Genomic DNA, 21,434 nt, shown 5'->3' on the forward strand with positions numbered 1-21,434 from the left:
GAAAAACCCGATGAGCATCGAAAACAACACGTACCAGCCCGACTGGCAGCCGCAAAATGCCGGCAGCGAATTCGCCTGTTTCGTGACGAAGGGCGTGGATGACACCGGCGGCCCCACGGCCGCCAACGTCCAGCCCGTGAGGCGCAATCTTTCCGTCGACGAATACGCGCGGGGCATCCTGAACGGCGACCGCGCGATCCTGTCGCGGGCCATCACGCTGATCGAAAGCAACGCTCCGAAACACTTCGCCACAGCGCAGGAACTGATCCAAAAGCTGCTGCCCCACACGGGCAGATCCATGCGCGTCGGCATCACCGGCGTACCCGGCGCCGGCAAGAGCACCTTCATCGAAGCGCTCGGCTCGTGGCTGTGCGATCACGGGCACCGCGTTGCCGTGCTCGCCGTCGACCCCAGCAGCACCGTCACCAAGGGCAGCGTCCTCGGCGACAAGACGCGCATGGAAAAGCTGTCGCGCCACTCCAACGCTTTCGTGCGTCCCTCCCCTTCGGGCGGCACGCTCGGCGGCGTCACGCGCAAGAGCCGCGAGACGCTGCTGCTCGTCGAGGCCGCGGGCTACGACGTGGTCCTCGTCGAGACCGTCGGCGTCGGCCAGAGCGAAACGACCGTGCGCAACATGGTGGATTACTTCCTCATGGTGGCGCTCACCGGCGCGGGCGACGACCTGCAGGGCATCAAGAAGGGTATCATGGAGATCGCCGATTCGATCCTCGTCAACAAGGCCGACGGCGACAACAAAGTCAAAGCGCTGTCGGCGCGCGCCGACTTCGACATGATGCTCCACTACCTGCGTCCCGCCACGGAAGGCTGGGTCAGCCGAGCCTACACCTGTTCGTCGCTGACGGGCGAGGGAATCCCCGAGATGTGGGGCGTGGTCGAGGAGTTCTTCAGGACCGTGCGCGGCAACGGCGTCTTCGAAAAACGGCGCAAAGAACAAGTGCTCAAATGGGTCAACGACATGGCGCAGGAACATCTGGAAAACCTCATCGGCGCCAACCAGGCCATCGCCGCCGCCAAGGCGCGCATCGAGGAGGAGGTCACCGCGGGCAAATTGCCGCCCACGCAGGCCGCCCAAGAGATCATCGACGTAATGGAGCGCGAGCTGTTCCAAGGCGGACGGTAATCCTCGCTCCGCCGTTCATCAGACACCGCTCTTTCCCGAACAAAAAAATGGAAGCGAGGAAAACGTTCTTTTTTTCCCGCTTCCATTTTTTCTGCTATAATCTGTCTCAGAAACTCAATCGAATAATCAGCACGGTTCGAGGCGTTGCGCCTCGATCAAAAAGGAATCGGGTGAGAATCCCGAGCGGTCCCGCCGCTGTAAAAGCCCCCGCTTCTCCACGCGCCACTGTGAGCTTCGCGCTCATGGGAAGGCGGAGAAGGCTCCATGGGCTTGAGCCAGAAGACTTGCCGCGCTGAGCACAAAAAAGTTTTCGCGAGCGACGGAACGTGTGTGCTGCTTCAGACCTTTCTTTCTGATCGAGGCCCCGGCAGCGGACGTTCTTTCGGCATGAGATGCCGGAAGAATTTTTTTTCGCATGGGACGGCGCCGCGCCGAAAGGAAGGAAAAAACGTGTACAACCGCATCAGCAATCGCGAGGCAGAGAGCAAGACCATGTCGGCGGCGCAGGCCGCCGAGCTGATCAAGGACGGCATGACCGTCGGCACGAGCGGCTTCACCATGGCCGGGTATCCCAAGGCCGTTCCCATGGCGCTGGCCCGCCGGGCCGAACGCGGCGAGAAGATCCGCATCAAGCTGATCACCGGCGCTTCCGTCGGCGACGAGCTCGACGGGCGGCTGGCGCGCGCCGGCGTGCTCGAACGGCGCTATCCCTACCAGACCAACCAGAGCGTGCGCGAGCTGGCCAACGACGACCGCCTCGCCTACGTGGACATGCACCTCAGCCAGGTGCCCTTCTGGATCAAAAACGGCTACTTCGGCACAATCGACGTGGCCATCATCGAAGCGATCGGCATCGACGACGAGGGCAACATCATCCCCAGCACGTCGGTAGGCTGTTCCAACGTGCTGGCGGAATACGCCGAGAAGGTGATCGTCGAGGTCAACACGGCCCAGCCCGTCAAGCTGGAAGGCATGCACGACGTGTACAGCCCGCGCCGCATGAAGGAGACCGAACCGATCCCGATCGTGCGCCCCAACAACCGCGTCGGCATGCCCTACATCCGCTGCCGCCCCGACAAGATCGCCGCCGTGGTCGTCACCGACATCCCCGACTCGACGCGCCATCTGGCGCAGACCGATGCGAGATCGCAGATCATGGCCGATTACCTGGTCGCTTTCCTCGAGAACGAAGTGGCCTGCGGCCGGCTGCCGCGCAAGCTGCCGCCGATCCAGTCCGGCGTCGGCAACATGGCCAACGCCGTGCTGGGCGGGCTACAGAAGTCCAAATTCCGCAACCTTTCCATCTATTCGGAAGTACTGCAGGACTCCGTGCTCGACCTGATCGAGACGGAACGCGTCTCGTTCGCCTCGGGGACGGCGCTGACCATCTCGCCCGAGCGCATCGACGCCTTTTACAAAAGTCTGGAAATGTACAAGTACAAGATCATCCTGCGCCCCGTGGAGATCAGCAACTCGCCGGAAGTGATCCGCCGCCTCGGCGTCATCGCCGTGAACACGGCGCTGGAAGTCGACCTCGAGGGCAACGTCAACTCCACGCACATCGGCGGCTGCCAGATCGTCAACGGCCTCGGCGGCTCGGGAGACTTCGCGCGCAACGCCGCGCTCTCGGTGTTCACCACGCCGTCGACGGCGAAGAACGGAACGATCTCCTGCATCGTCCCGCATGTGGCGCACGTGGACCACACGGAACACGACCCTCACGTGATCATCACCGAACAGGGCTGCGCCGATCTGCGCGGGCTCACGGCCTACGAGCGCGCCCGCGCGCTGATCGAAAACTGCGCGCATCCCAAATTCCGCCCGGCGCTGCAGGCGTTCGTCGAGCGCAGCTTCGCGCGCCCCGGCTTCCGTCACGGCTTCGCGCCGGAAGATCCGCAGCGCTGGACGCAGGATTATCGCCCCGAAGAAAACGAATCGGAGAAAGGGAATGACTGAAATCATGTTTTTGAAATCGCTTCTCGAGATCACCATGCTGATCTGCTTCGGCGCCGCCTGGCCCATCTCCATCTACAAATCGTGGACCTCGCGCAGCAGCAGGGGCAAAAGTCTGCTTTTTCTCGTCGTCATCATCGTCGGCTATCTGGCCGGAATCGGCAAATGCCTGCTGGACGGCGCCACGCACTGGAGCGTGGTCGCGCTTTACGTCGTGAACGTGACGATGGTTTCGATCGACACGTTGCTCTACTTTCGCAACGAAGCGCTTGAGAAAAAGACGGCGGAGATCCGTTAGCCGCCTGTTTCGCACGTTGCGTCCCGCCGTTCATGTCCATATCTAGGGTCTTAATGTTAAAATCTACAATATATATAGCGTTTTTGTCTTTACGAGATCGTTTTTATGGTGTATGATGGCAGCGAAAAATCCCGGGCAAGCCTGTCCGCTTCGTCCCGTTTTTCGCGCGCCCGCTGCGGGCGCCGCATTTCGCTCTTGGAAAGAGAGGCCTTTCAAGTGATCGAGACCATCAAGAAGAGGGACGGCCGTCTGGCGCCCTTCAACGAAGACCGCATCACCCGCGCTATTTTTCTCGCCGCCTCCGCCGTGGCGGAGAAAGAGGGAACCGCCGCCGATTACCGCATCGCCGAGGGGCTGACGTCGCAGGTCGTGCGCCGCCTCAACGAAAAGTACGCCTCCGGCTCGCCCAGCGTCGAGGACGTGCAGGACATGGTGGTCAAGGTGCTGATCGAAAACGGGCACGCCCGCACCAGCGAGGCCTACATCACCTACCGCAACGAACGCACGCGCGTGCGCGACTCCCACACCCGCCTGATGAAGGCCATCGAGGAGATCACCTTCGCCGACGCCAAGACCGCCGACGTGAAGCGCGAAAACGCCAACATCAACGGCAACACGGCCATGGGCACGATGCTGGAATACGGCAGCGCCGTCTCGCGCGAGTTCTGCAAGACGCACGTGATCCATCCCGCCCACGCCAGGGCGCACGACGAGGGCGACATCCACATCCACGACATGGACTTCCTCAACATGGGCACGCTGACCTGCTGCCAGATCGACATCCGCAAGCTGTTCAAGGGCGGCTTCTCGACGGGGCACGGTTTCCTGCGCGAGCCGCAGGACGTGATGAGCTACGCGGCGCTGGCGGCCATCGCCATCCAGAGCAATCAGAACGATCAGCACGGCGGCCAGAGCATCCCGTATTTCGACTACGGCATCGCCGACGGCGTGCGCAAGACGTTCCGCAAGCTGTACGTGAGCAATCTCGCCAAGGCGCTGGAACTGCTTTGCGACCTCGACGCGAAGGCCGCCGTCAAAGAGGCGGAAGCCCGCGCCGAAACCGAAACGGGGCGTGCCATCAGCCTGACGGACGACGCCGAACGGGACGAGGCCGAGCGGAACATCTTGGCCGCGTCGCTGAAAACCGGCGAGGCGGAGCTGGGCAAACTTCAGGCTTTCGCCCGCAAGGAAGCCCTCGCCGAAACGGACCACCGCACCTATCAGGCCATGGAAGCCTTCATCCACAACCTCAACACGATGCATTCGCGCGCCGGCGCGCAGGTCCCCTTCTCGAGCATCAACTTCGGCACCGACGTCAGCGAGGAAGGGCGCATGGTCACGCGCAACCTGCTGCTGGCGACCGAAAAGGGACTGGGCAACGGCGAGACACCGATCTTCCCGATCCTCATCTTCAAGGTCAAGGAGGGCGTCAACTACAATCCCGGCGACCCCAACTACGACCTGCTTCAGCTTTCGTGCCGCGTCACTTCCAAGCGGCTTTTCCCAAATTTCAGCTTCCTCGACGCGCCCTTCAACGCCCAATACTACAAGCCCGGCGACCCCGACACGGAAGCCACCTACATGGGCTGCCGCACGCGGGTGGTCGGCAACCGCTGCGGCGAATCGACGGTGAGCGGCCGCGGCAATCTGTCGTTCACCACCATCAATCTGCCCCGCCTGGGCATCGTCCACGGGCAGGCGCTGGGCGGCGCGACCGATCTCGACGCCTTCTTCAAAGATCTCGACGGCAAGATCGACCTGGTCGTCGACCAGCTGCTGGAACGCATGGAAATCCAGGGACGCCGCCGCGTCAAGAACTTTCCCTTCCTGATGGGACAGGGCGTGTGGAAAGGTTCCGACGGCATGAACGACGAGGACGAACTGCGCGACGTGATCCGCCAGGGCACGCTGACGGTCGGTTTTATCGGCCTGGCCGAGTGCCTGGTGGCCCTGACGGGCAAGCATCACGGCGAGAGCGCCGAGTCTCAGGAGCTGGGGCTGAAGATCGTCCGCCACATGAGAGAGCGCATGGATCAGGCTTCGGAACAGTACGACCTGAACTTCTCGCTCATCGCCACGCCGGCGGAGGGATTGTCGGGACGTTTCACCCGCCTCGACGCCAAAAAGTTCGGCGCGATCCCCGGCATCACCGACCGCGAGTACTACACCAATTCCTTCCACGTGCCCGTCTATTACAAGATCGGCGTCTTCGACAAGATCGCCCGCGAAGCGCCCTACCACGCGCTGACCAACGGCGGCCACATCAGCTACGTGGAACTGGACGGTCTGGGAGCCAACAATCCCGAAGCCTTCGAAGCCATCGTGCGCGCCATGAAAGAGGCAGGAGTCGGCTACGGCAGCGTCAATCACCCCGTCGACCGCGATCCCGTCTGCGGCTACACGGGCATCATCCCCGGCGACGTGTGCCCTCACTGCGGACGGCATGAGAGCGACGGCCCCGTCGGCTTCGAGCGCATCCGCCGCATCACGGGCTACCTCGTGGGAACGCTGGACCGCTTCAACAACGCCAAACGCGCCGAGGTCCGCGACCGCGTCAAGCACAATCAGTGTCAAACGGAGGAAGAGGCGGGCGGAAAATGAAGATCCGCCTCGCCAGTCCGATGACCCGCGACAGCATCGTCGACGGGCCGGGGCTGCGGGCGGTGATCTGGGCGCAGGGATGCTTTCACAACTGCCCGGGCTGCCACAATCCCTGCACGCACAACCCCTTCGGGGGCTTCGAGATGGATTCGGCCGATCTGATCGCCCAGCTCGATTCGCTGCATTTGCAGCAGGGGCTGACGCTCTCCGGCGGCGAACCGTTCCTGCAGGCGCGCGCCCTGGCCGAAGTGGCCCGCGCGGCGCGCCGGCGCGGACTGAACGTGTGGGCCTTCACCGGCTTCACCTTCGAGCAGCTGACCGACCGCAAGAATCCGGCCTGGGCGGACCGCATGGCCCTGCTCGAGCAGATCGACGTGCTCGTCGACGGACGCTTCGAGCGCGACAAGCGCGACCTCTCGCTGCGTTTTCGCGGCTCGTCCAATCAGCGCATCCTCGACGTGAAAAAAAGCCTGACCCTGCAGGCCCCCTGCGTCATCGAAGAGTACATGCGGCAAGCCATGTAGCGGCTCTGTGCCGCGATGCGGGCGCAGACCGAAAAGGCCGTTCCGAAAAGCGATGAAGAAGTTTTCATCGCTTTTCGGAACGGCCTTTCGTTTACGCCCTCCCGCCGCCGGGGAGCGCGAAGCTTTTTTCGGCGCAAAATGTTCCACGTGGAACACTTTGTACCGGACCTCATAAAAACCGGGGCGGATTTACATACGAAAAATTCGATACCGCTCCGCGACTCCGAGCCGGGGCAGGAGGAGCGCTATTTTACGCCGTAGAGCAGCCCCACGCCCGACGCCATCACGGGGCGCGCGAGCGCGGGAACAAAGGCCGCGCCGGCGCGGGGGATATAATTCACTTCCCGCAGGCCGCTGTCTTTCAGCCGCCGCACGAACTCCCCCATGTCGCCATAGAGCGCCGACCGATCAAACAGGTCGACGAAGGCGAAACTTCCGCCCTTTTTCACCACGCGCAGCGCTTCCTCGACGACGGGGCGTTTCGACCGTCCGGAGATCGTCTTCACCTCGTGAAAGACAAAGCAGCTGACGGCGGCGTCGAAACTTTCATCGGCGAACTCCAGACGGGCCGCATCGCCGTGCCGAAAACCGACCCGGCCGTCGCAGCCTTCGAGTCGGGCGTTCTCTTCGCATTGTTTTTGCGAGTAATCCCACACGCCGCTCCAGTAATCGACGCCGATAACCTGCGCGGCGGGGAAGCGGCGCGCGCAGCAGATCGACAGCGCTCCCGAACCGCAGCCGATATCCAGCAGCCGTCCCTGCCCCTGCCAGGCAAGGTGATCCAGCAGCTCGTCGTAGAACTTCCCGGAAAGGCCGCCGCCGCGCAGGTCGATCGTCCTCCGGCAGTACTGCATGTACGCGGCGGCAGCTAACGACAGAGCGCTGAACGCGCCCAGCAGCAGCGCCGCGGCCGCATCGCGCCAGAACAGCGCGTTCAGGATCACAAGGAACAGCAGCCCCAGGAAGATTCCCCACAAGGCGTTCATCAGCTTCCGTGGGACCCAGTTGCCGTAGTCCGCTTTTTTTGAAGAGTTCATTGAAGTCATCCCTCCTTAGTTAGTCTTGTTTAATCAAGAAAATTCTACCACAGGAACGTACTCAGTGAAAGAGAACGCTTCTTTTCCGCTGGCTCCGCAAAAGCGATTTCGTTTTCATGTCACGAAGGATCGCTTCCCTCTTCCGCATTTTCAGGCTTGAATTTTTCTGAAATCAATTGTAAACTTTTCATGTTTAACGCTATCTTTATTTCCAAAGGAGGAGTTTTTGATGAAGAAGTATCTCACTGGGATCTGTCTCGCTGCCGCGCTGCTGGGCGCCGGCGCGGCCTTCGCCGCCGTGGAGCTGAAGCCGCAGAAGCACGGCCAGTGCTACACGGCCGAACAGCTCTTCGTCCTCGACAAGGAAGGAGCCGGCGGCGGCATGGGCACGCTGCACGGCGAGTTCGCCTTCCGCCGCGAACAGGCGCTCGAAGACGACGCGATCAAGGAGATCGGCTGGATGACGCTGAAACCCGGCGCCTACATCGGCCTGCACGCCCACAAGGACAACGAGGACGCCTACCTGATCATCTCCGGCAAGGGCGTTTTCACCGACGGCAACGGCAACGCCTGGGTCGTCGGCCCCGGCGACATGACGCTGGCCCGCCCGGGACAGGCTCACGGCCTCGCCAACCTTTACAAGGAAGACCTCGTCTTCCTCGACATCATCGCCAAGAACAACGCCGCCAATCTCGAGGCGATCGCGCAGAACCCCACCGGTCAATGTTTCCAGCTGAAAGACCTTTTCGACAAGAACGTCGAGAAGGCCGGCGCAGGCAAGGGCACGGGCGTGCTCTACGGCAAGTTCGCCTTCCGCCGCGAGCAGGCCACCGACGATCAGGCCATCAAGGAGATCGGCCGGATGACCCTGAAGAAGGGGGCTTCCATCGGCATGCATCCGCACGTCGATAACGACGACACCTACATCATCATCGCCGGCACGGGCGTTTTCACCGGCAGCGACGGCAAGGAGATCGAAGTCGGGCCAAAATCCGTCACCATCGCCGGCCCCGGCGAAAGCCACGCGCTGCGCAACGACAACGATCAGGATCTGGTCTTCATCGACCTGATCGCCAAGAACCACGCGCTGAAGATCGCCAAATAACCGGACGATTCACGAAACGCAAAGGCAGGAAAGGGAGAACGTTCTCCCTTTCCTGCCTTTGCGTTTTCATTTTTTTACCCCAGCGCCAGCTTCGCCACGCCGTCGGGCGAGAGGGCGCGGGCTTCGCGCAGGACGATGGGCGCGTTCCGGGCGAAGCTGCCGTGCTCGATGAAGCGGAACGCGGCGGCGCAGACGTCGACCAACGCCTCTGCGCTCCGATGTTCCCGCGTCCAGCCCACGGCCATGAAGCGCGTCAGCGCGTAGACGGCGCAAAAAGCGGCAAGCTCTTTTTTCATCGATTCCGCCGCGGCGGAGCCGGGAAAGCCGGCGAAGAAGACGTGATTCACCAACAGATGTTCGGCGAAGGTCGGCCAGACGGGAAAATCCGCCGCGAATTCGTCCGAGAAGCGGACGTATCTCTCCACGGCGGGCGCGAGCTCCGCGGCCGAGACCGCTTTGAACGAGCCCGCCGCGAAAGGAACGCCGTACAAGGCGAAAGCTTCGCTGGCATAGCCGCTCAGGCTCAGGCTGCCGCCGGCCAGCTCGCTCAACAGCAGCGCGCAGAGGCGGAACGATTCCGCGCGGTCGGGCTCCGGGCTTGCGGAGACAAGCCCGGCCAACGCGCCCAAATCCATCAGACGCTGCGGCACGGAGCGGCGGCGATCCTGTAAGATCGCCAGACAACGGTCGCGCCGTTCCCGGTCGCGGCGGGCCGCTTCGGGATTCTCTCCGATCCGGAAGTCGGGCAGCGAAGCGGGCTTTTCGATGAGCAAAAAGCGCAGCGGCTCCCGCTGCTCCAGAAGCAGCTCCAGAGTGCGCTCGCAGCTGTTGGCGCAGGCGCATTCCCCTTCGAAGGCGGCGCGCAGACCGCGCGGATAGAGCCGGCACACGCCGGGGATCGCCGCTTCGCCGCGCTCCCGCTGCAGCGCGCAGTACCCGTCTTCCCTCTGCAGGTAGCAGCGCCCCCGCCAGTCGTGGTTCAGCCCCGCGTAACGCTCGGGCGTCGCGTCGGGGAGCACGGAAAAAGCCCGGTCCAGACGCTTGCGCAGCGAGGCCGTGCAGTTCATCCCCAGGAGGCGGAAGTAATCCGTCCGCGACACGCTGACGCCCCAGCCACTGCAGCAGCACGACCGACAGGCGCCGCACTTGCACTGGAATTTTGGAAAATATTCCGGCACGAGAATTTGCTGAATTTCAGCCATTTATAAAAACCTCTTCGGACAGGTTGAAAAAGCGCAGAGCTTTTCGAACGAATTATAATTCTGCGTGACGCTGTCGATGAGGTTTTTATAAATACATAATGCAAATTATAATTTATATTTTTGTCCCAAAGAGCTTCGGCTCTTTCGAGCCATCATGGCATGGCAAAAAGGGGAAAAAACTTTTGAGGCGGCTTCCGCCTCCTCGCCATGACATCCCGCGGCGTTTACCGCGCGTCACACTTCTGCATCAGGAAGTTCCTGACGCCTCCGGAAACGCGATATATGTCACACTGATTTTTGACAAAAAGCATTAACATAGTTCGTTGGAGGCTGCAAGCAACTGGGCTTCTTCGAGGCGCTAGCAGTTCGCTGTTAAGTCATTCGATTCCGATTAAGGATAAGCATCAGCCTTTGAGTCAACAAGGAATGCCTTTTTAAAACCCCAGTTTCGCGAGCCACTCGGTCACGGCCTGTTGGGCCTGAGTGCGTTCGTTCTGGGCGACGGCGCCGCGCACGGCAAGGCCGCCGAGGACTGTGGCGTCGGGCAGGGCTTTTCGCAGCGACTCCTGCGTGCGCCCCATGCCGCTGCCTTCGTGGGTGGCGAACGGGATCACGGTTTTGCCCTTCCAGTCGTGGGATTCGAGGAAGGTGAACACGGCCATGGGCATTTCGCCCCACCAGATCGGATAACCGAGAAAGACGGTGTCGTAGGCGCCGATATCTTTGTCCTCCGCCAGTTCGGGGCGCACGCCCGCGCGCAGTTCCTTTTTGGCGACGTCGGTGGTTTCGTCATAGCCTTCGGGGTAAGCGTTGACGGTCCTGATCTCGAACAGGTCGGCGCCGGCAGCAGCGGCGATCATCTTGGCGACGATCATGGTGTTGCCTTCTTGAATGACGCCGACATTGTACTGCTCGCCGGTCTTGGAGAACACGGCGACGAGCGCTTTGCCCCGCGGCGCGGCCAGGGCGCAGCCGGCGGCCAGGGCCAGGACGCTCAGCGCGAGAATGCACTTTTTCATGTGGAACCACTCCTTTTTGTGTGAAAACTTTTTTGACCGGGGACGGGATCCCGCCGTCCGGCGTCAGTATAACACTGAAGCTCGCTCCAATGACACGCGCCCGGAGCGCGCCCTACGCTTCGGCGAGCCGAAAGGCGCGTCTGCATTTTTCCTTTCTTTGTGTTAGACTGGGGCCGTACCATAAAAATCAACGGTTCGGGAGGATGCACATGAAAAAGTTTGCGGTTCTGATTCTGACGGCGTGGATGGCGGCAGGCGCGGCCTGGGCGGCTGAAAGGCCCAAGGTGACGATCTACACCTCGATGTACGAGGACATCATCGAGGCGATGACCGACGTGCTCGCGGAGAAGTTCCCCGACTACGACGTCGAGTTCTTCTACGGCGGCACCGGCACGCTGCAGGCCAAGATCGCGGCGGAGATGGACACTCAAAAGCTGGGCTGCGACATCCTCATGGTGGCCGACCCGTCCTACGCGCTGGAGCTCAAGGCGAAGGGCGTCCTCCATCCCTACCTCTCCAAGGAAGCGGCGCATCTGGCCTTCGAATACGACCCCGAAGGCTGCTGGTATCCCGTGCGCGTCAGCAACATGATCCTGGCGTACAATCCCGAGAAGTACAAGAAAGAAGACGTGCCCCGCACGTTCGGCGATTTCGCCGGTGAATCCATGAAAGGCGTCGGTTCCATGTCGAACCCGCTCACGTCGGGCACGGCGCTCGTCGCCATCTCGGCGCTGAAGGACAAATACGGCTACGGATACTACGACAAACTGGGCGCCAACCGCGTCATGGTCGAATCCGGCTCGGTGGCGCTGACCAAGCTGGAGACGGGCGAATGCAAGGAGATCATGATCCTCGAAGAGTCGGTGCTGAAAAAGCGCGAAGAGGAAGACAGCGCCATCGAAGTGATCTATCCCGAAGACGGCACGATCTGCGTGCCCTCGCCGATCATGACCGTGAAGAACGAGTGGAGCGCCCACGGGCACGAAAAAGTCTGCGAAGAGCTGACCGACTGGTTCCTCTCCGCGGAGGGGCAGAAGTACATCGTCAAGGCATGGATGCACTCCGTGCGCAAGGATTATCCCGAAGCGCCCTACGACGCGATCGCCACGGCGGACATCGTCGCCGACTCCATGCCCGTGAACTGGCAGCGCTGCCTCGACGAGCGCGCCGAACTGAGGACCAACTTCGAAGAGCGCGTCAAGAACGCCGCCAAGTAGGGTCAAACAAATACCACGGCAGGGCGGAGAATCGAAAAAAACAGAAGTCCCGCCTCCGCAAGAGAGTTATGCGAAAAGCCTGACGGCCGTTTCGGTCGTCAGGCTTTTCGCGTTGGCGGCAATGATTCCGTTTGACGGAACCCGGCGATGAACGTATGATGGATCGGTCGGGGAGCGCGGAAGGCTTTCGCGCTCCGATTTCCTGTATAATAATGGCGTTCCGGCGCTCGGCGTCCGCGGGGCGCGCAGACAAAATCTTCTGAAGGCGGGGCTGTTTGGGTGCTTGCGAGCGGAAATCCACCAACAATACAAAATCCGCGCCGTTTCCGGTTCGACGCGAAGGCGCTGCTGATCCTCGCGATCGTCGGCTTTCTGGTTCTGTTCAACGTGTTTCCGATGTGCTATCTGGTCGTCCGTTCGTTCTTCGCCGACGGCGCCTTCTCGCTGGCCGCGTTCGAGCGCATCTACACGTACAAGCTGAACTGGGAAGCGCTGCGCAACACGCTGGCGACGGCGGGGCTGTCGATGGTCTTCGGCGTGCTGATCGCCTTTCCGCTGGCGTGGCTGGTGGGGCGCACCGACATGTACGGACGGCGGTTCTTCCGCACGCTGTTCGTGACGACGTACATGGTGCCGCCCTACGTGGGGGCGATGGCCTGGCTGCGGCTGCTCAACCCGCGCGTGGGCACGCTGAACGTGTGGCTGGCGCGTCTTTTCGGACTGGCGGAAAACCCGTTCAACATCTACAGCATCGGCGGGCTGGTCTGGGTGCTGACGACGTTTTACTATCCCTACGCCTTCATCACCATCTCGCGCGCCATGGAGAAGATGGATCCCTCGCTGGAAGAGGCTTCGAAGATCTCGGGCGCCTCGCCGCTGAAGACGGTGCTGACGGTGACGTTCCCGATCATGCTGCCGTCGATCGTCGCCGCGGGGCTGCTGGTCTTCGTCTCGGCGGCGTCGTGCTACGGCATCCCCTCCATCATCGGCGCGCCGGGGCAGATCGACACGGTGACGACGCGCATCATCGACTACGTTTACGTGGGCTCGGCGGAAGGCCTGACGGACGCCACCACGCTGGCGGTGTCGCTGATGCTGATCGCCAATCTGGTGCTTTACGCGTCGACGTTCCTGTGCGGCAGAAAGCAGTATATCACCGTGTCGGGCAAGTCGACGCGCCCCAACATCGTCGAGCTGGGGCGCTGGCGTCTGCCGGTCACGGTCCTGGTGGCGCTGTTCGCGCTGGTCGTGGTGGTGCTGCCGTTCGCCACGGTGGCGATGACGTCGTTCACGAAGAACCTCGGCAAGGCGTTGACGGCCTCCAACTTCACGACGCGCTACTGGCACATCCTCTTCACGCGCAAGGGCATCCTCGACACGGCCAAGAACAGCCTCGTCGCCGCCTCGGCGGCGGCCACGGCGGGCATGGCGATCTCCTGCGCGATGGCCTGGCTGCTGACGCGCACGCAGGCCAAGGGACGGCGCATCCCCGACTTTCTGATCACGGTCGGCAGCGGAACGCCCAGCGTGGTCATCGCCCTGGCGCTGATCATGACGATGTCGGGGCGCTTCGGCATCAACATTTACAACACGCTGACGATCATGATCGTCGCCTACATGATCAAATATCTGCTGATGGGAATGCGCACGGTGGTGTCGGCCATGAGCCAGATCCACCCGTCGCTGGAAGAGGCGTCGCTGATTTCCGGCGCGGGCTGGCTGCGCAGTTTCAGGGACGTGACGCTGCCGCTGATCGCGCCGTCGATCGTGGCGGGGTGGTTTCTGATCTTCATGCCCAGCTTCTACGAGCTGACCATGTCGACGCTGCTCTACTCCACCGACACCAAGACGATCGGCTACGAGCTGTTCACCTATCAGACCTACCACAGCCAGCAGACCGCCGCGGCCATCGCCACGGGGATCCTCGGGCTGGTGGCCGTCGTCAACTGGATCCTCAACAAGCTCACCAAGGGCGAGTTCTCGATTTAGACAAGGAGCGCTTTTCGCATGTCCTCGATTACGTTGAACGAAGTGACCAAATCCTACGGCAGCGCGCAGGTGATCCAAAAGTTCAGCAGCGTCTTCCGCGATCGCGAGTTCGTGACGCTGCTGGGACCTTCCGGCTGCGGCAAGACCACGATGCTGCGCATGATCGCCGGCTTCGAGAAGCCCACTTCGGGCGAGATCCTCATCGACGACGCGGTGGTCAGCGGTCGCGGGCAATTCGTGCCGCCCAACCGCCGCAACATCGGCATGGTCTTTCAGACCTACGCCGTGTGGCCGCACATGAACGTGTTCGACAACGTCGCCTATCCGCTCAAGATCCAGGGCCTGCCCCGCGACGAAATCAAGAAGCGCGTCTTCGACATTTTGGAGGCCGTTCACCTGACGCAGTACGTCAAGCGCCTGCCCAACGAGCTTTCCGGCGGTCAGCAGCAACGCGTCGCGCTGGGGCGCGCGCTGGTGTGCAATCCACGCGTGCTGCTGCTCGACGAGCCGCTTTCCAACCTCGACGCCAAGCTGCGCGAATCGATGCGCTTCGAGATCAAAGACATGCAGCGCCGCTTCGGCATCACCGTGGTCTACGTCACCCACGACCAGACCGAGGCCATGGCCATGAGCGACCGCGTCATTGTCTTCAACAAAGGCGCGGTGCAGCAGATGGACACGCCGACGAACGTTTACCGTCGCCCGGCCAATCAATTCGTGGCCGATTTCGTCGGCAAGATCAACTTCATCCGCGGCGACGCCTCGGAAGGGCGCGTCGACTTTCCCGGCGGCCAGTGGATGGCGTACGGCGGCGGGCGGCGCGGTCCCGTGGTGGTGGCCGTGCGCCCCGAGAACATGGTCATGCGCCGCGACCGCGGCGTGCTCAAGGGCGCGCTGGCCAAAGCCTATTATCTCGGCGACACCAACGACTGCCGCGTGCGCATCGGCGCCGCCGATGTGCGCGTGATCGCCGCCGGCCACACTTACGGCCAGATCCCCGAGGGCGAAGAGCTGTGGCTCGACTTCGACGAGTATCTCGTCTTCGAGGACGACGGCGAAGACCAGACGCAGATTTTATCGTAGCGGGGGAGCGGCGGGGAAATCGCGAAGCGATCCGCGAAAAAGACTCTGTCCGTTACCTTAAGATCTCATGAAGGGGAGTGAAACATCCATGCTTTTGCAAGGCGATCAGCTGAGCCGGATGAAAATCAGCGGCTATAAGTCCATTAAGGATTGCGACCTTGATTTCGGCAGGATCAATGTCCTTATCGGCAGCAACGGCGCGGGAAAATCCAACTTTATCTCCGCCTTTTCTCTGCTGCAGAACATCCTGTCGAAAAATCTCCAGGTTTTTGTCGCTCAGAGCGGCGTAAATGCGCTTCTCTACAAAGGCCGTAAAGAGACGGACGAGCTCGCTTTCGAGGTGTTCTTCGGTCATAATTCCTATGGCTTTATCCTGGTCCCGACCGACGACAACAGGCTAATTTTCCGCAAGGAATACTTTTGTTATCACGGACAATGGGAGAACGAGAGCAACGTCGGCCGAGGGCACGGCGAATCGATGTGGGAGAATGGCGCAGGCAACAATATCGATCAGTACGTCATTCCCATTCTGCAAAAACAGAACTGGCGGGTCTACCATTTTCATGACACGGGGCGGAGTGCGAGGGTCAAGCAGGAGCACAATATTTCCAACAGCAAAGTCCTCATGTACGACGCGGCGAATCTGGCCGCGTTCCTGTATCGCTTGAAAAACAGCTATAAACGGGACTACGATGAAATAGTTCGGACGATCCGTCTGATCGCTCCGTATTTTTCCGATTTCGTTCTCGAACCGCAGGAGGGCAACGAGGAGCAGATCGTGCTGAAATGGCGCCAGGTCGGTTGCGACGACATCTTCAACGCTTCCCAGCTTTCGGACGGCACGCTTCGCTTCATTTGTCTGGCGACGCTGCTTCTTCAGCCTCATGAACTGCAGCCGGCCACGATTGTTGTCGACGAGCCGGAACTGGGACTCCATCCCTATGCGATCGCCATCTTTTCCGAAATGGTACGGCAGCTTGCGGACGAAAAGCAAATCATCGTATCGACCCAGTCCGTCGAGCTGCTCAACGAATTCGACGCCGAAGACGTGATCGTCGTTGACAGGGGCGAAAACGGATCGGAATTCAAACGGCTGGACGCGGACGCTTTGAAGGCGTGGCTCGAGGAGGATTACTCTCTGGGGGAGCTGTGGAAAAAGAATCTGCTGGGAGGTCGGCCTTAACAATGACGCGGGTCTATATTTATTGCGAAGGCCAGACGGAAGAATCCTTTGTCGACAAAGTGCTGTACCCTTATTTACTCGATATCGGCATTATCGTCGTCCCGATCGTCTGCCAGACGAAGCGCACGGCGGTCAAGAAGTACAGGGGCGGGGTGAGAGACTACGCGAAGATCAGGAAGGAACTCACCATGCTCTGCAGGCAGCATCGTAGCGAATACGTGACGACCATGTTCGATTATTTAGCCATGCCGGAAAATACACCGGGCATTGCCTCCGATATTCGGGATCTCTATGAGCGCATGGAGGCGATAGAGTCCGCCATCGATGCCGATATCGGCGAAGCGAACTGCCACTTCCACTTTATGGTGCACGAATTCGAGGGAATACTATTTTCACGTCCGGAGTCGTTCCGCCTCATTGCTGATGATGACGTCGTGAGCCGCGTTCGGAAAATACGGGATTCCTACCCCACGCCAGAACATATCGACGATTCTCCCGAAACCGCGCCGTCGAAGCGACTTGAAGCTCTTATCCCACGTTACGCCAAGATCATCAACGGTTCGCTGCTTTCAATCGATATGGGGCTGGATGTCATAATGGGGCAATGCCCGTATTTCCGGAAATGGATCGCGGGAATCGCGGCGATGGGGACCTCTTGATGTTATCGATGTGAGGCGAGCTTTTTTCCGTAGACAGAAAATACCGCCATCGCGGCAAAGTCCTCAACGAAATCGTACGGAATGTTCCACGTGGAACATTTTGTCTTGGAGCCAGTCGTCGACGGCGTTCGGGTAACGTACTCAAAAAATATGACGAAACGATAAAAGCGTCCGCAAGGCGGTGAAGTCCAATTCATCGCCCCTCGGCCGCTTTTTCGTTTTCGATGTTTTCAGTTGTGTCCGCGGTTATTTGCCGGCGGCCGGAGCGGGAGCTTCGGCCGGCTTTTCCGCGGGTTTGTCGGCCTCGGGAGGCGGCGGCAAAGGCACGTCTTCGACCTTCATGACTTCGCGGGAGACGACGTTGAAACCGTCGTCGCTGATCTCGAGATTGTAGACCACGGGCGTGGAGTTGGGGATCTCGAGCTTCTGCAGCTCTTCCGGGGTCAGGTGAGGCTCGACCCACGAGGAGAGGGCGCGCAGGGCGGTGCTGTGACCGACCACGAGCACGTTCATGCCGGCGCGGAGCGTGGGGGCGAGCGTGTCGCTCCAATAGGGCGCTTCGCGGGCGATCACGTCCTTGAGACTCTCGGCCTGAGGGATAAAGCGGCGGTCAAGGTTGGCATAGCGGGGATCGTGCACGGGCGAACGAGGGTCCTCGTAGGCCAGGGCCGGAGGCGGCACGTCGTAGCTGCGGCGCCAGATGTCGACCTGCTCCTTGCCGACGGCTTCGGCCACTTCCGTGCGGGTCTTGCCCTCGAGGTCGCCGTAGCAGCGCTCGTTGAGGCGCCAAAACTTCTCCACGGGCAGCCAGCGGCAGTCCAGGGCGCTCATGGCCAGCCAGGCGGTGGCGATGGCGCGGCTCAACAGCGAGGTGTGCACGACGTCGAACGTCAGATCGGCGTTCTTCATGGCGATGCCGGCGTTGAAAGCGCCTTTCACGCCTTTGCGGGTCAGGCGCACGTCGGACCAGCCGGTGAAGCGGTCCTCGAGGTTCCATTCGCTCTCGCCGTGACGGAGCAGCACCAGCGTCACGTTCTTGGGCGCCGCCCAGGCGGAAGCCGCCAGGACCGTCAGCAGGGCCAGCGCTCCCAAAAGCCGTTTCAGGTTCTTCAAACAAATCGCCTCCTGTAAAAAGTCAAAAGATGTTTTTGCCGCTTTAAGATAATCAAACGGCGGGACCTTGTCAAGCAAAACGCGGCGACTACTCCATGATCTGTGTGAACGGTTCTTCACAAAGTTTCAGCCTGAAATCGCAGCGGTCCGCCCCGTCGGCGAGCGTCCGCGTCCGTTCGAGGCGGACGCCCATGGCGGCATGGAGCGGGTAGTCGTCGCGGCAGAACCAGGCGGCGAAGCGCCGCAGGCCGCGCTCCTCAAGGTACTGGACGACGGGGCACTTGAAGACGTCGTAGCCGACGTCGAAAGATTCGCCTTCGCGCGGCAACACAGCTTCGACGAGCCAGTCGTCAGGGAAGCGGCGTTCGCGCGAGCGCGCGGCGATCTTTTCGGCCAGCTCCGGCGAGCACATGGCCGCGCCCATGGCGGAACGCTTTTCCGCGGGAAGGCTGGATTGGGCGAAAGCGGCCAGCGCTTTCTGCGTCGCCAGGGAGATGCGCGGCAGGCTCCAGCCGCGCTTTTCCAGTTGGAGCCACACGCCCGACAGCCAGGCGACGCCGACGAGGCTCTTGAGCCAGGGGTTGTCGGCGCCGACCTCGGGAATGAACGGGATGTCGGCTTGAAATGCTTCGTCCGCCCGCGCCAGCATGGCGCGGACCTCGGCTTCTTCGAACCCGCCCGCAAGCTGCGCGGCGACCGCAGCCGCCATGCCGCGCAGCATGGAGAAAAAGGGGGCGGCGGCTTCGCGTCTCATCGCGCCGCTCCCGCCGAAGCGCCTGCGGGGCCGCGTCCGCAGGTCGGCGGCGCAGCAGAGATTTTTTTTGAGTCACGCAAGGGAAACGCCTCCTTCTTCAAGAATTTCCTGCCCATGAAGATATCGAAGCAACGGAACGTTGTCAAGCCGGACGCGGCGGCTCCGCTCGTTTTGAGGCCGGGAACGGACGTATCAAAACTTTTATCGCCAGAAAACCTCCGCGTTATTGCGGAAAGACTATCGACAATCAAGCCGACTTATACACATTATTTTGTGGATAATGTGCCGCTTCTGTGGATAGTCTTCGCATCGTGGTTTCAAAAGTCCCCGTGGAGCCAAAGATCAGACCGCGTTTTCCACATGCCCCGGGCGTCCCGGCGTGCATAGTTCCGCCGACAATCAACCTATCGCGGCGGGCTGGACAGCGGCGGCTTTTGTCGTCGGTCGAAAAAGACGGAACGGGCCGCGCGCTGTGGAAAAGTCTCTTCCCGCCGCCGCGCAGGAGAAACGGTCCGCATGATACAATAAAGACGCGGCCAAGCCGGGCGCGCGTTCTTCGCGCCAAACGCCCGTCCGCCGCGCTGCGAAAATTTTTTGCGGAAAGGATGGTTTTCATGGCTAAACTTTTGATCGCGTACTTCTCCAAATCGGGCACGACCCGGGGCAAAGCCGAGCAGATCGCGCGCGTTACGGGCGGCGACCTGTTCGAGATCAAGACGGAGAAGGCGTATCCGCAAAGCTACGCCGGCACGGTGATCGTCGGCAAAAAAGAACAGCTCACCGGCGAGCTGCCCAAGCTGACGGGCCGCGTGGAGGACTTCGCCGCTTACGACCGCGTCGCGCTGGGGTTTCCCGTGTGGTGGTTCACCTGCCCGCAAGCCGTCGTCAGCTTCCTGTCGCAGTACGACTTTTCCGGCAAGACGGTCTGGCCGTTCTGCACGCACGGCGGCAGCGGCCCGCGCGGCAGCGCGGGGAAGATCCGCGCCCACTGCGCCGGCGACGTCAAGGACTGCCTTGACGCCAACAAGCTGACGGACGAGGGCGTCGCAGAGTGGCTGAAAACGGAATAACGGACGTTCTCAGACAGGGGATTTTCTCATGACCTCTCGATTTCGCGCCGCCCGCGGCGGCGACCTGGAACGGATCGAAGCGCTGATCGACGCGCGCATCCGCTGGATGGACGAAACGGGCATCCGGCAGTGGAACGTCACGAACTACCGGGAAGTCTACCCGCGCGGCTACTACGAGCGGATGCTGCGCGAGGGCAAACTGTTCGCGCTCGACGACGGCGGCGAAGCGGTCGCGGCGGCGGTCCTGCTCGAAGAGGATCTGCGCTGGCGCGACGCGCCGCTGCCGGCGTTGTCCGTGCACAACCTGGTCTCGTCGCTGCGCGGCCGCGGTGCGGGACGCGAGTTCCTGCGGCTGGCCGGCGAGCGGGCGGCGGCGCTGGGAAAACGCGCGCTGCGCCTCGACTGCGCCGCGGACAACGCGAAACTGAACCGTTTTTACGAGAATCTCGGCTTCCGCGCCGCCGGGACCGTGGAGGACGGACTATACCGCGGTCTGCGCCGCGAGAAGACCGACCTGCCCGGACGTTCGCTCGACGTGAACGCGTTCCTTTTCGAAGGTTACGAGACGCTCGACGTCTTCGGCCCCGCGGAGATCCTCGCTCACATCGGCGACTACCGGCTGCGCTGGTTCTCGCGCGGCGGCGGCGAGGTGATCAACGCCCAGGGGCTGCGCGTCCTCACCGAACCGCTCTCGGCGGCCGACCCGCGCGGCGCGCTGCTGCTGCCGGGCGGCCGGGGTACGCGGCCGCTGGCCGGCGACGGAGAGTTTCTCGCCATGCTGCGGGAACTGGCCGACGCTTCCACCTACTGCCTGTCCGTCTGCACCGGCTCGGCGCTGCTGGCCGGGTGCGGCGCGCTGGACGGGCACGAAGCCACGTCGAACAAGCGCGCCCTGGCCTGGGCCACGTCGTGCGGCGAAAAAGTCCTGTGGCGCGACCGCGCGCGCTGGACGAAAGACGGCAAATTCTACACGTCCTCGGGCGTTTCCGCGGGCATGGACATGGCGCTGGGCTTCGTCGCCGACCGCTTCGGCCGCGAACGGGCGGCGGAGATCGCGCGCCAGATCGAGTACCGCTGGAACGACGACCCGGACGACGATCCCTTCTCGGAAAATTCACGGCGTTAGTTTTGCCGGCGCGGGATCCCGCGCTGGACGCCGCGAAAAAATGCGGGAGCGAATGCCCGGCCTCTGCCGGCTATCCGCTCCCGCATTTTTTCGCGGTTTATTGTTTTTCGCTTCAGGCATTTTGCTGTCTGAAAATGTTTTTGCTCAATTCTTTTGGTAAATTTTCAGAGTAAATGCAACCTCGTCAAAGTAAATGCGACGGGGTTGCATTTACTTTGACAGGACAAAAGCAGCAAGCAGTCATTACGAACACATAATAACGATCAAGATTGCGCTAACGGAGCAAATTCAAGGGGATGAAAAGCTGTTACGAGGAAATTGTCCGAAAAAAGAGCATACAAAAGTGCCCCTCAACTGAAA

Annotated in this window: 18 protein-coding genes and 1 riboswitch; of the genes, 13 read left to right on the forward strand and 5 right to left on the reverse strand. The window is 61.5% G+C overall.

The annotated features are described in order from the left end of the window. Nucleotides 1-10: 10 nt before the first annotated feature. From meaB to nrdG, 5 genes are all read left to right on the forward strand, one after another. Entirely contained in the window at nucleotides 11-1,141 is a 1,131-nt protein-coding gene (gene meaB, locus D7D26_RS05890) for a methylmalonyl Co-A mutase-associated GTPase MeaB (RefSeq protein ID WP_078015530.1), read from the forward strand. Nucleotides 1,142-1,256: 115 nt separating this feature from the next. Further along, nucleotides 1,257-1,447: riboswitch (cobalamin riboswitch) on the forward strand. Between the two features lie 144 nt (nucleotides 1,448-1,591). Further along, entirely contained in the window at nucleotides 1,592-3,097 is a 1,506-nt protein-coding gene (locus D7D26_RS05895; protein ID WP_233543477.1) for a succinate CoA transferase, read from the forward strand. Beyond that, nucleotides 3,090-3,392: a hypothetical protein gene (locus D7D26_RS05900; RefSeq protein ID WP_199674710.1), complete on the forward strand. Its 303-nt coding sequence runs from the start codon at nucleotides 3,090-3,092 to the stop codon at nucleotides 3,390-3,392. Before D7D26_RS05895 ends, D7D26_RS05900 begins: the two co-directional genes overlap by 8 nt. A 216-nt stretch (nucleotides 3,393-3,608) precedes the next feature. Then, nucleotides 3,609-5,993 (forward strand): anaerobic ribonucleoside triphosphate reductase, encoded by a 2,385-nt coding sequence (locus tag D7D26_RS05905; RefSeq protein WP_120372417.1) that lies wholly within the window; start codon nucleotides 3,609-3,611, stop codon nucleotides 5,991-5,993. Next, nucleotides 5,990-6,517 carry an anaerobic ribonucleoside-triphosphate reductase activating protein gene (gene nrdG, locus D7D26_RS05910; protein WP_078015528.1) on the forward strand — a complete coding sequence of 176 codons (528 nt, stop codon included), beginning with the start codon at nucleotides 5,990-5,992 and terminating at the stop codon, nucleotides 6,515-6,517. The genes D7D26_RS05905 and nrdG overlap by 4 nt, the downstream gene beginning before the upstream one ends. Before the next feature lie 245 nt (nucleotides 6,518-6,762). Here the strand turns inward: nrdG and D7D26_RS05915 are convergent, their stop codons facing one another. Next, entirely contained in the window at nucleotides 6,763-7,554 is a 792-nt protein-coding gene (locus tag D7D26_RS05915) for a class I SAM-dependent methyltransferase (protein WP_120372408.1), read from the reverse strand. Nucleotides 7,555-7,783: 229 nt separating this feature from the next. Here D7D26_RS05915 and D7D26_RS05920 point away from each other — a divergent pair, with 229 nt between their 5' ends. Then, complete coding sequence (locus tag D7D26_RS05920) at nucleotides 7,784-8,659, forward strand: cupin domain-containing protein (protein WP_078015516.1); 876 nt, start codon at nucleotides 7,784-7,786, stop codon at nucleotides 8,657-8,659. Nucleotides 8,660-8,733: 74 nt separating this feature from the next. Here D7D26_RS05920 and fliB read toward each other — a convergent pair whose 3' ends face one another. Continuing rightward, complete coding sequence (gene fliB / locus D7D26_RS05925; protein WP_120372409.1) at nucleotides 8,734-9,861, reverse strand: flagellin lysine-N-methylase; 1,128 nt, start codon at nucleotides 9,859-9,861, stop codon at nucleotides 8,734-8,736. A gap of 434 nt (nucleotides 9,862-10,295) precedes the next feature. Beyond that, nucleotides 10,296-10,880: a flavodoxin gene (locus D7D26_RS05930; protein ID WP_120372410.1), complete on the reverse strand. Its 585-nt coding sequence runs from the start codon at nucleotides 10,878-10,880 to the stop codon at nucleotides 10,296-10,298. A gap of 209 nt (nucleotides 10,881-11,089) precedes the next feature. On the opposite strand from D7D26_RS05930, the gene D7D26_RS05935 reads away from it, so the two are divergent. The 5 genes from D7D26_RS05935 (at nucleotide 11,090) to D7D26_RS05955 (ending at nucleotide 17,011) form a co-directional block, all read left to right on the forward strand. Further along, nucleotides 11,090-12,097, forward strand: a complete 1,008-nt coding sequence (locus D7D26_RS05935) for an ABC transporter substrate-binding protein (RefSeq protein WP_078015513.1) — start codon at nucleotides 11,090-11,092, stop codon at nucleotides 12,095-12,097. Nucleotides 12,098-12,376: 279 nt separating this feature from the next. Continuing rightward, a complete protein-coding gene (locus tag D7D26_RS05940; protein ID WP_199674712.1) occupies nucleotides 12,377-14,086 on the forward strand; it encodes an ABC transporter permease in 1,710 nt (569 codons plus the stop codon). An 18-nt stretch (nucleotides 14,087-14,104) separates the two neighbouring features. Beyond that, complete coding sequence (locus D7D26_RS05945; protein ID WP_120372411.1) at nucleotides 14,105-15,169, forward strand: ABC transporter ATP-binding protein; 1,065 nt, start codon at nucleotides 14,105-14,107, stop codon at nucleotides 15,167-15,169. 67 nt (nucleotides 15,170-15,236) lie between these two features. Beyond that, nucleotides 15,237-16,352: an AAA family ATPase gene (locus D7D26_RS05950; protein ID WP_199674713.1), complete on the forward strand. Its 1,116-nt coding sequence runs from the start codon at nucleotides 15,237-15,239 to the stop codon at nucleotides 16,350-16,352. Between the two features lie 2 nt (nucleotides 16,353-16,354). Then, nucleotides 16,355-17,011 (forward strand): DUF4276 family protein, encoded by a 657-nt coding sequence (locus D7D26_RS05955; RefSeq protein ID WP_120372412.1) that lies wholly within the window; start codon nucleotides 16,355-16,357, stop codon nucleotides 17,009-17,011. 246 nt (nucleotides 17,012-17,257) lie between these two features. Here the strand turns inward: D7D26_RS05955 and D7D26_RS05960 are convergent, their stop codons facing one another. Both D7D26_RS05960 and D7D26_RS05965 read right to left on the reverse strand, forming a co-directional pair. Continuing rightward, the gene (locus D7D26_RS05960; RefSeq protein WP_233543478.1) at nucleotides 17,258-18,124 is read right to left on the reverse strand and encodes a 2,3-bisphosphoglycerate-dependent phosphoglycerate mutase; all 867 of its coding nucleotides are present in this window, start codon (nucleotides 18,122-18,124) and stop codon (nucleotides 17,258-17,260) included. Between the two features lie 88 nt (nucleotides 18,125-18,212). Continuing rightward, the gene (locus D7D26_RS05965; protein ID WP_120372414.1) at nucleotides 18,213-18,878 is read right to left on the reverse strand and encodes an L-2-amino-thiazoline-4-carboxylic acid hydrolase; all 666 of its coding nucleotides are present in this window, start codon (nucleotides 18,876-18,878) and stop codon (nucleotides 18,213-18,215) included. Nucleotides 18,879-19,492: 614 nt separating this feature from the next. On the opposite strand from D7D26_RS05965, the gene D7D26_RS05970 reads away from it, so the two are divergent. After that, nucleotides 19,493-19,948, forward strand: coding sequence for a flavodoxin (locus tag D7D26_RS05970; protein WP_158606284.1), 456 nt, complete (start codon nucleotides 19,493-19,495; stop codon nucleotides 19,946-19,948). 28 nt (nucleotides 19,949-19,976) lie between these two features. Beyond that, nucleotides 19,977-21,074: a GNAT family N-acetyltransferase gene (locus D7D26_RS05975; protein ID WP_120372416.1), complete on the forward strand. Its 1,098-nt coding sequence runs from the start codon at nucleotides 19,977-19,979 to the stop codon at nucleotides 21,072-21,074. Nucleotides 21,075-21,434: the final 360 nt, after the last annotated feature.

Source organism: Pyramidobacter sp. CG50-2 (assembly GCF_003612005.1).
In the GTDB taxonomy this organism is placed as follows: domain Bacteria; phylum Synergistota; class Synergistia; order Synergistales; family Dethiosulfovibrionaceae; genus Pyramidobacter.

Bases quoted from the DNA above. Each gene is read 5' to 3' on its own strand.
- meaB (WP_078015530.1), top strand. From the start codon at position 11: ATGAGCATCGAAAACAACACGTACCAGCCCGACTGGCAGCCGCAAAAT.
- D7D26_RS05950 (WP_199674713.1), top strand. From the start codon at position 15,237: ATGAAGGGGAGTGAAACATCCATGCTTTTGCAAGGCGATCAGCTGAGC.
- D7D26_RS05975 (WP_120372416.1), top strand. From the start codon at position 19,977: ATGACCTCTCGATTTCGCGCCGCCCGCGGCGGCGACCTGGAACGGATC.
- D7D26_RS05965 (WP_120372414.1), bottom strand. From the start codon at position 18,878: ATGAGACGCGAAGCCGCCGCCCCCTTTTTCTCCATGCTGCGCGGCATG.
- D7D26_RS05970 (WP_158606284.1), top strand. From the start codon at position 19,493: ATGGCTAAACTTTTGATCGCGTACTTCTCCAAATCGGGCACGACCCGG.
- D7D26_RS05915 (WP_120372408.1), bottom strand. From the start codon at position 7,554: ATGAACTCTTCAAAAAAAGCGGACTACGGCAACTGGGTCCCACGGAAG.
- D7D26_RS05955 (WP_120372412.1), top strand. From the start codon at position 16,355: ATGACGCGGGTCTATATTTATTGCGAAGGCCAGACGGAAGAATCCTTT.
- D7D26_RS05930 (WP_120372410.1), bottom strand. From the start codon at position 10,880: ATGAAAAAGTGCATTCTCGCGCTGAGCGTCCTGGCCCTGGCCGCCGGC.
- nrdG (WP_078015528.1), top strand. From the start codon at position 5,990: ATGAAGATCCGCCTCGCCAGTCCGATGACCCGCGACAGCATCGTCGAC.
- D7D26_RS05945 (WP_120372411.1), top strand. From the start codon at position 14,105: ATGTCCTCGATTACGTTGAACGAAGTGACCAAATCCTACGGCAGCGCG.
- fliB (WP_120372409.1), bottom strand. From the start codon at position 9,861: ATGGCTGAAATTCAGCAAATTCTCGTGCCGGAATATTTTCCAAAATTC.
- D7D26_RS05900 (WP_199674710.1), top strand. From the start codon at position 3,090: ATGACTGAAATCATGTTTTTGAAATCGCTTCTCGAGATCACCATGCTG.
- D7D26_RS05920 (WP_078015516.1), top strand. From the start codon at position 7,784: ATGAAGAAGTATCTCACTGGGATCTGTCTCGCTGCCGCGCTGCTGGGC.
- D7D26_RS05935 (WP_078015513.1), top strand. From the start codon at position 11,090: ATGAAAAAGTTTGCGGTTCTGATTCTGACGGCGTGGATGGCGGCAGGC.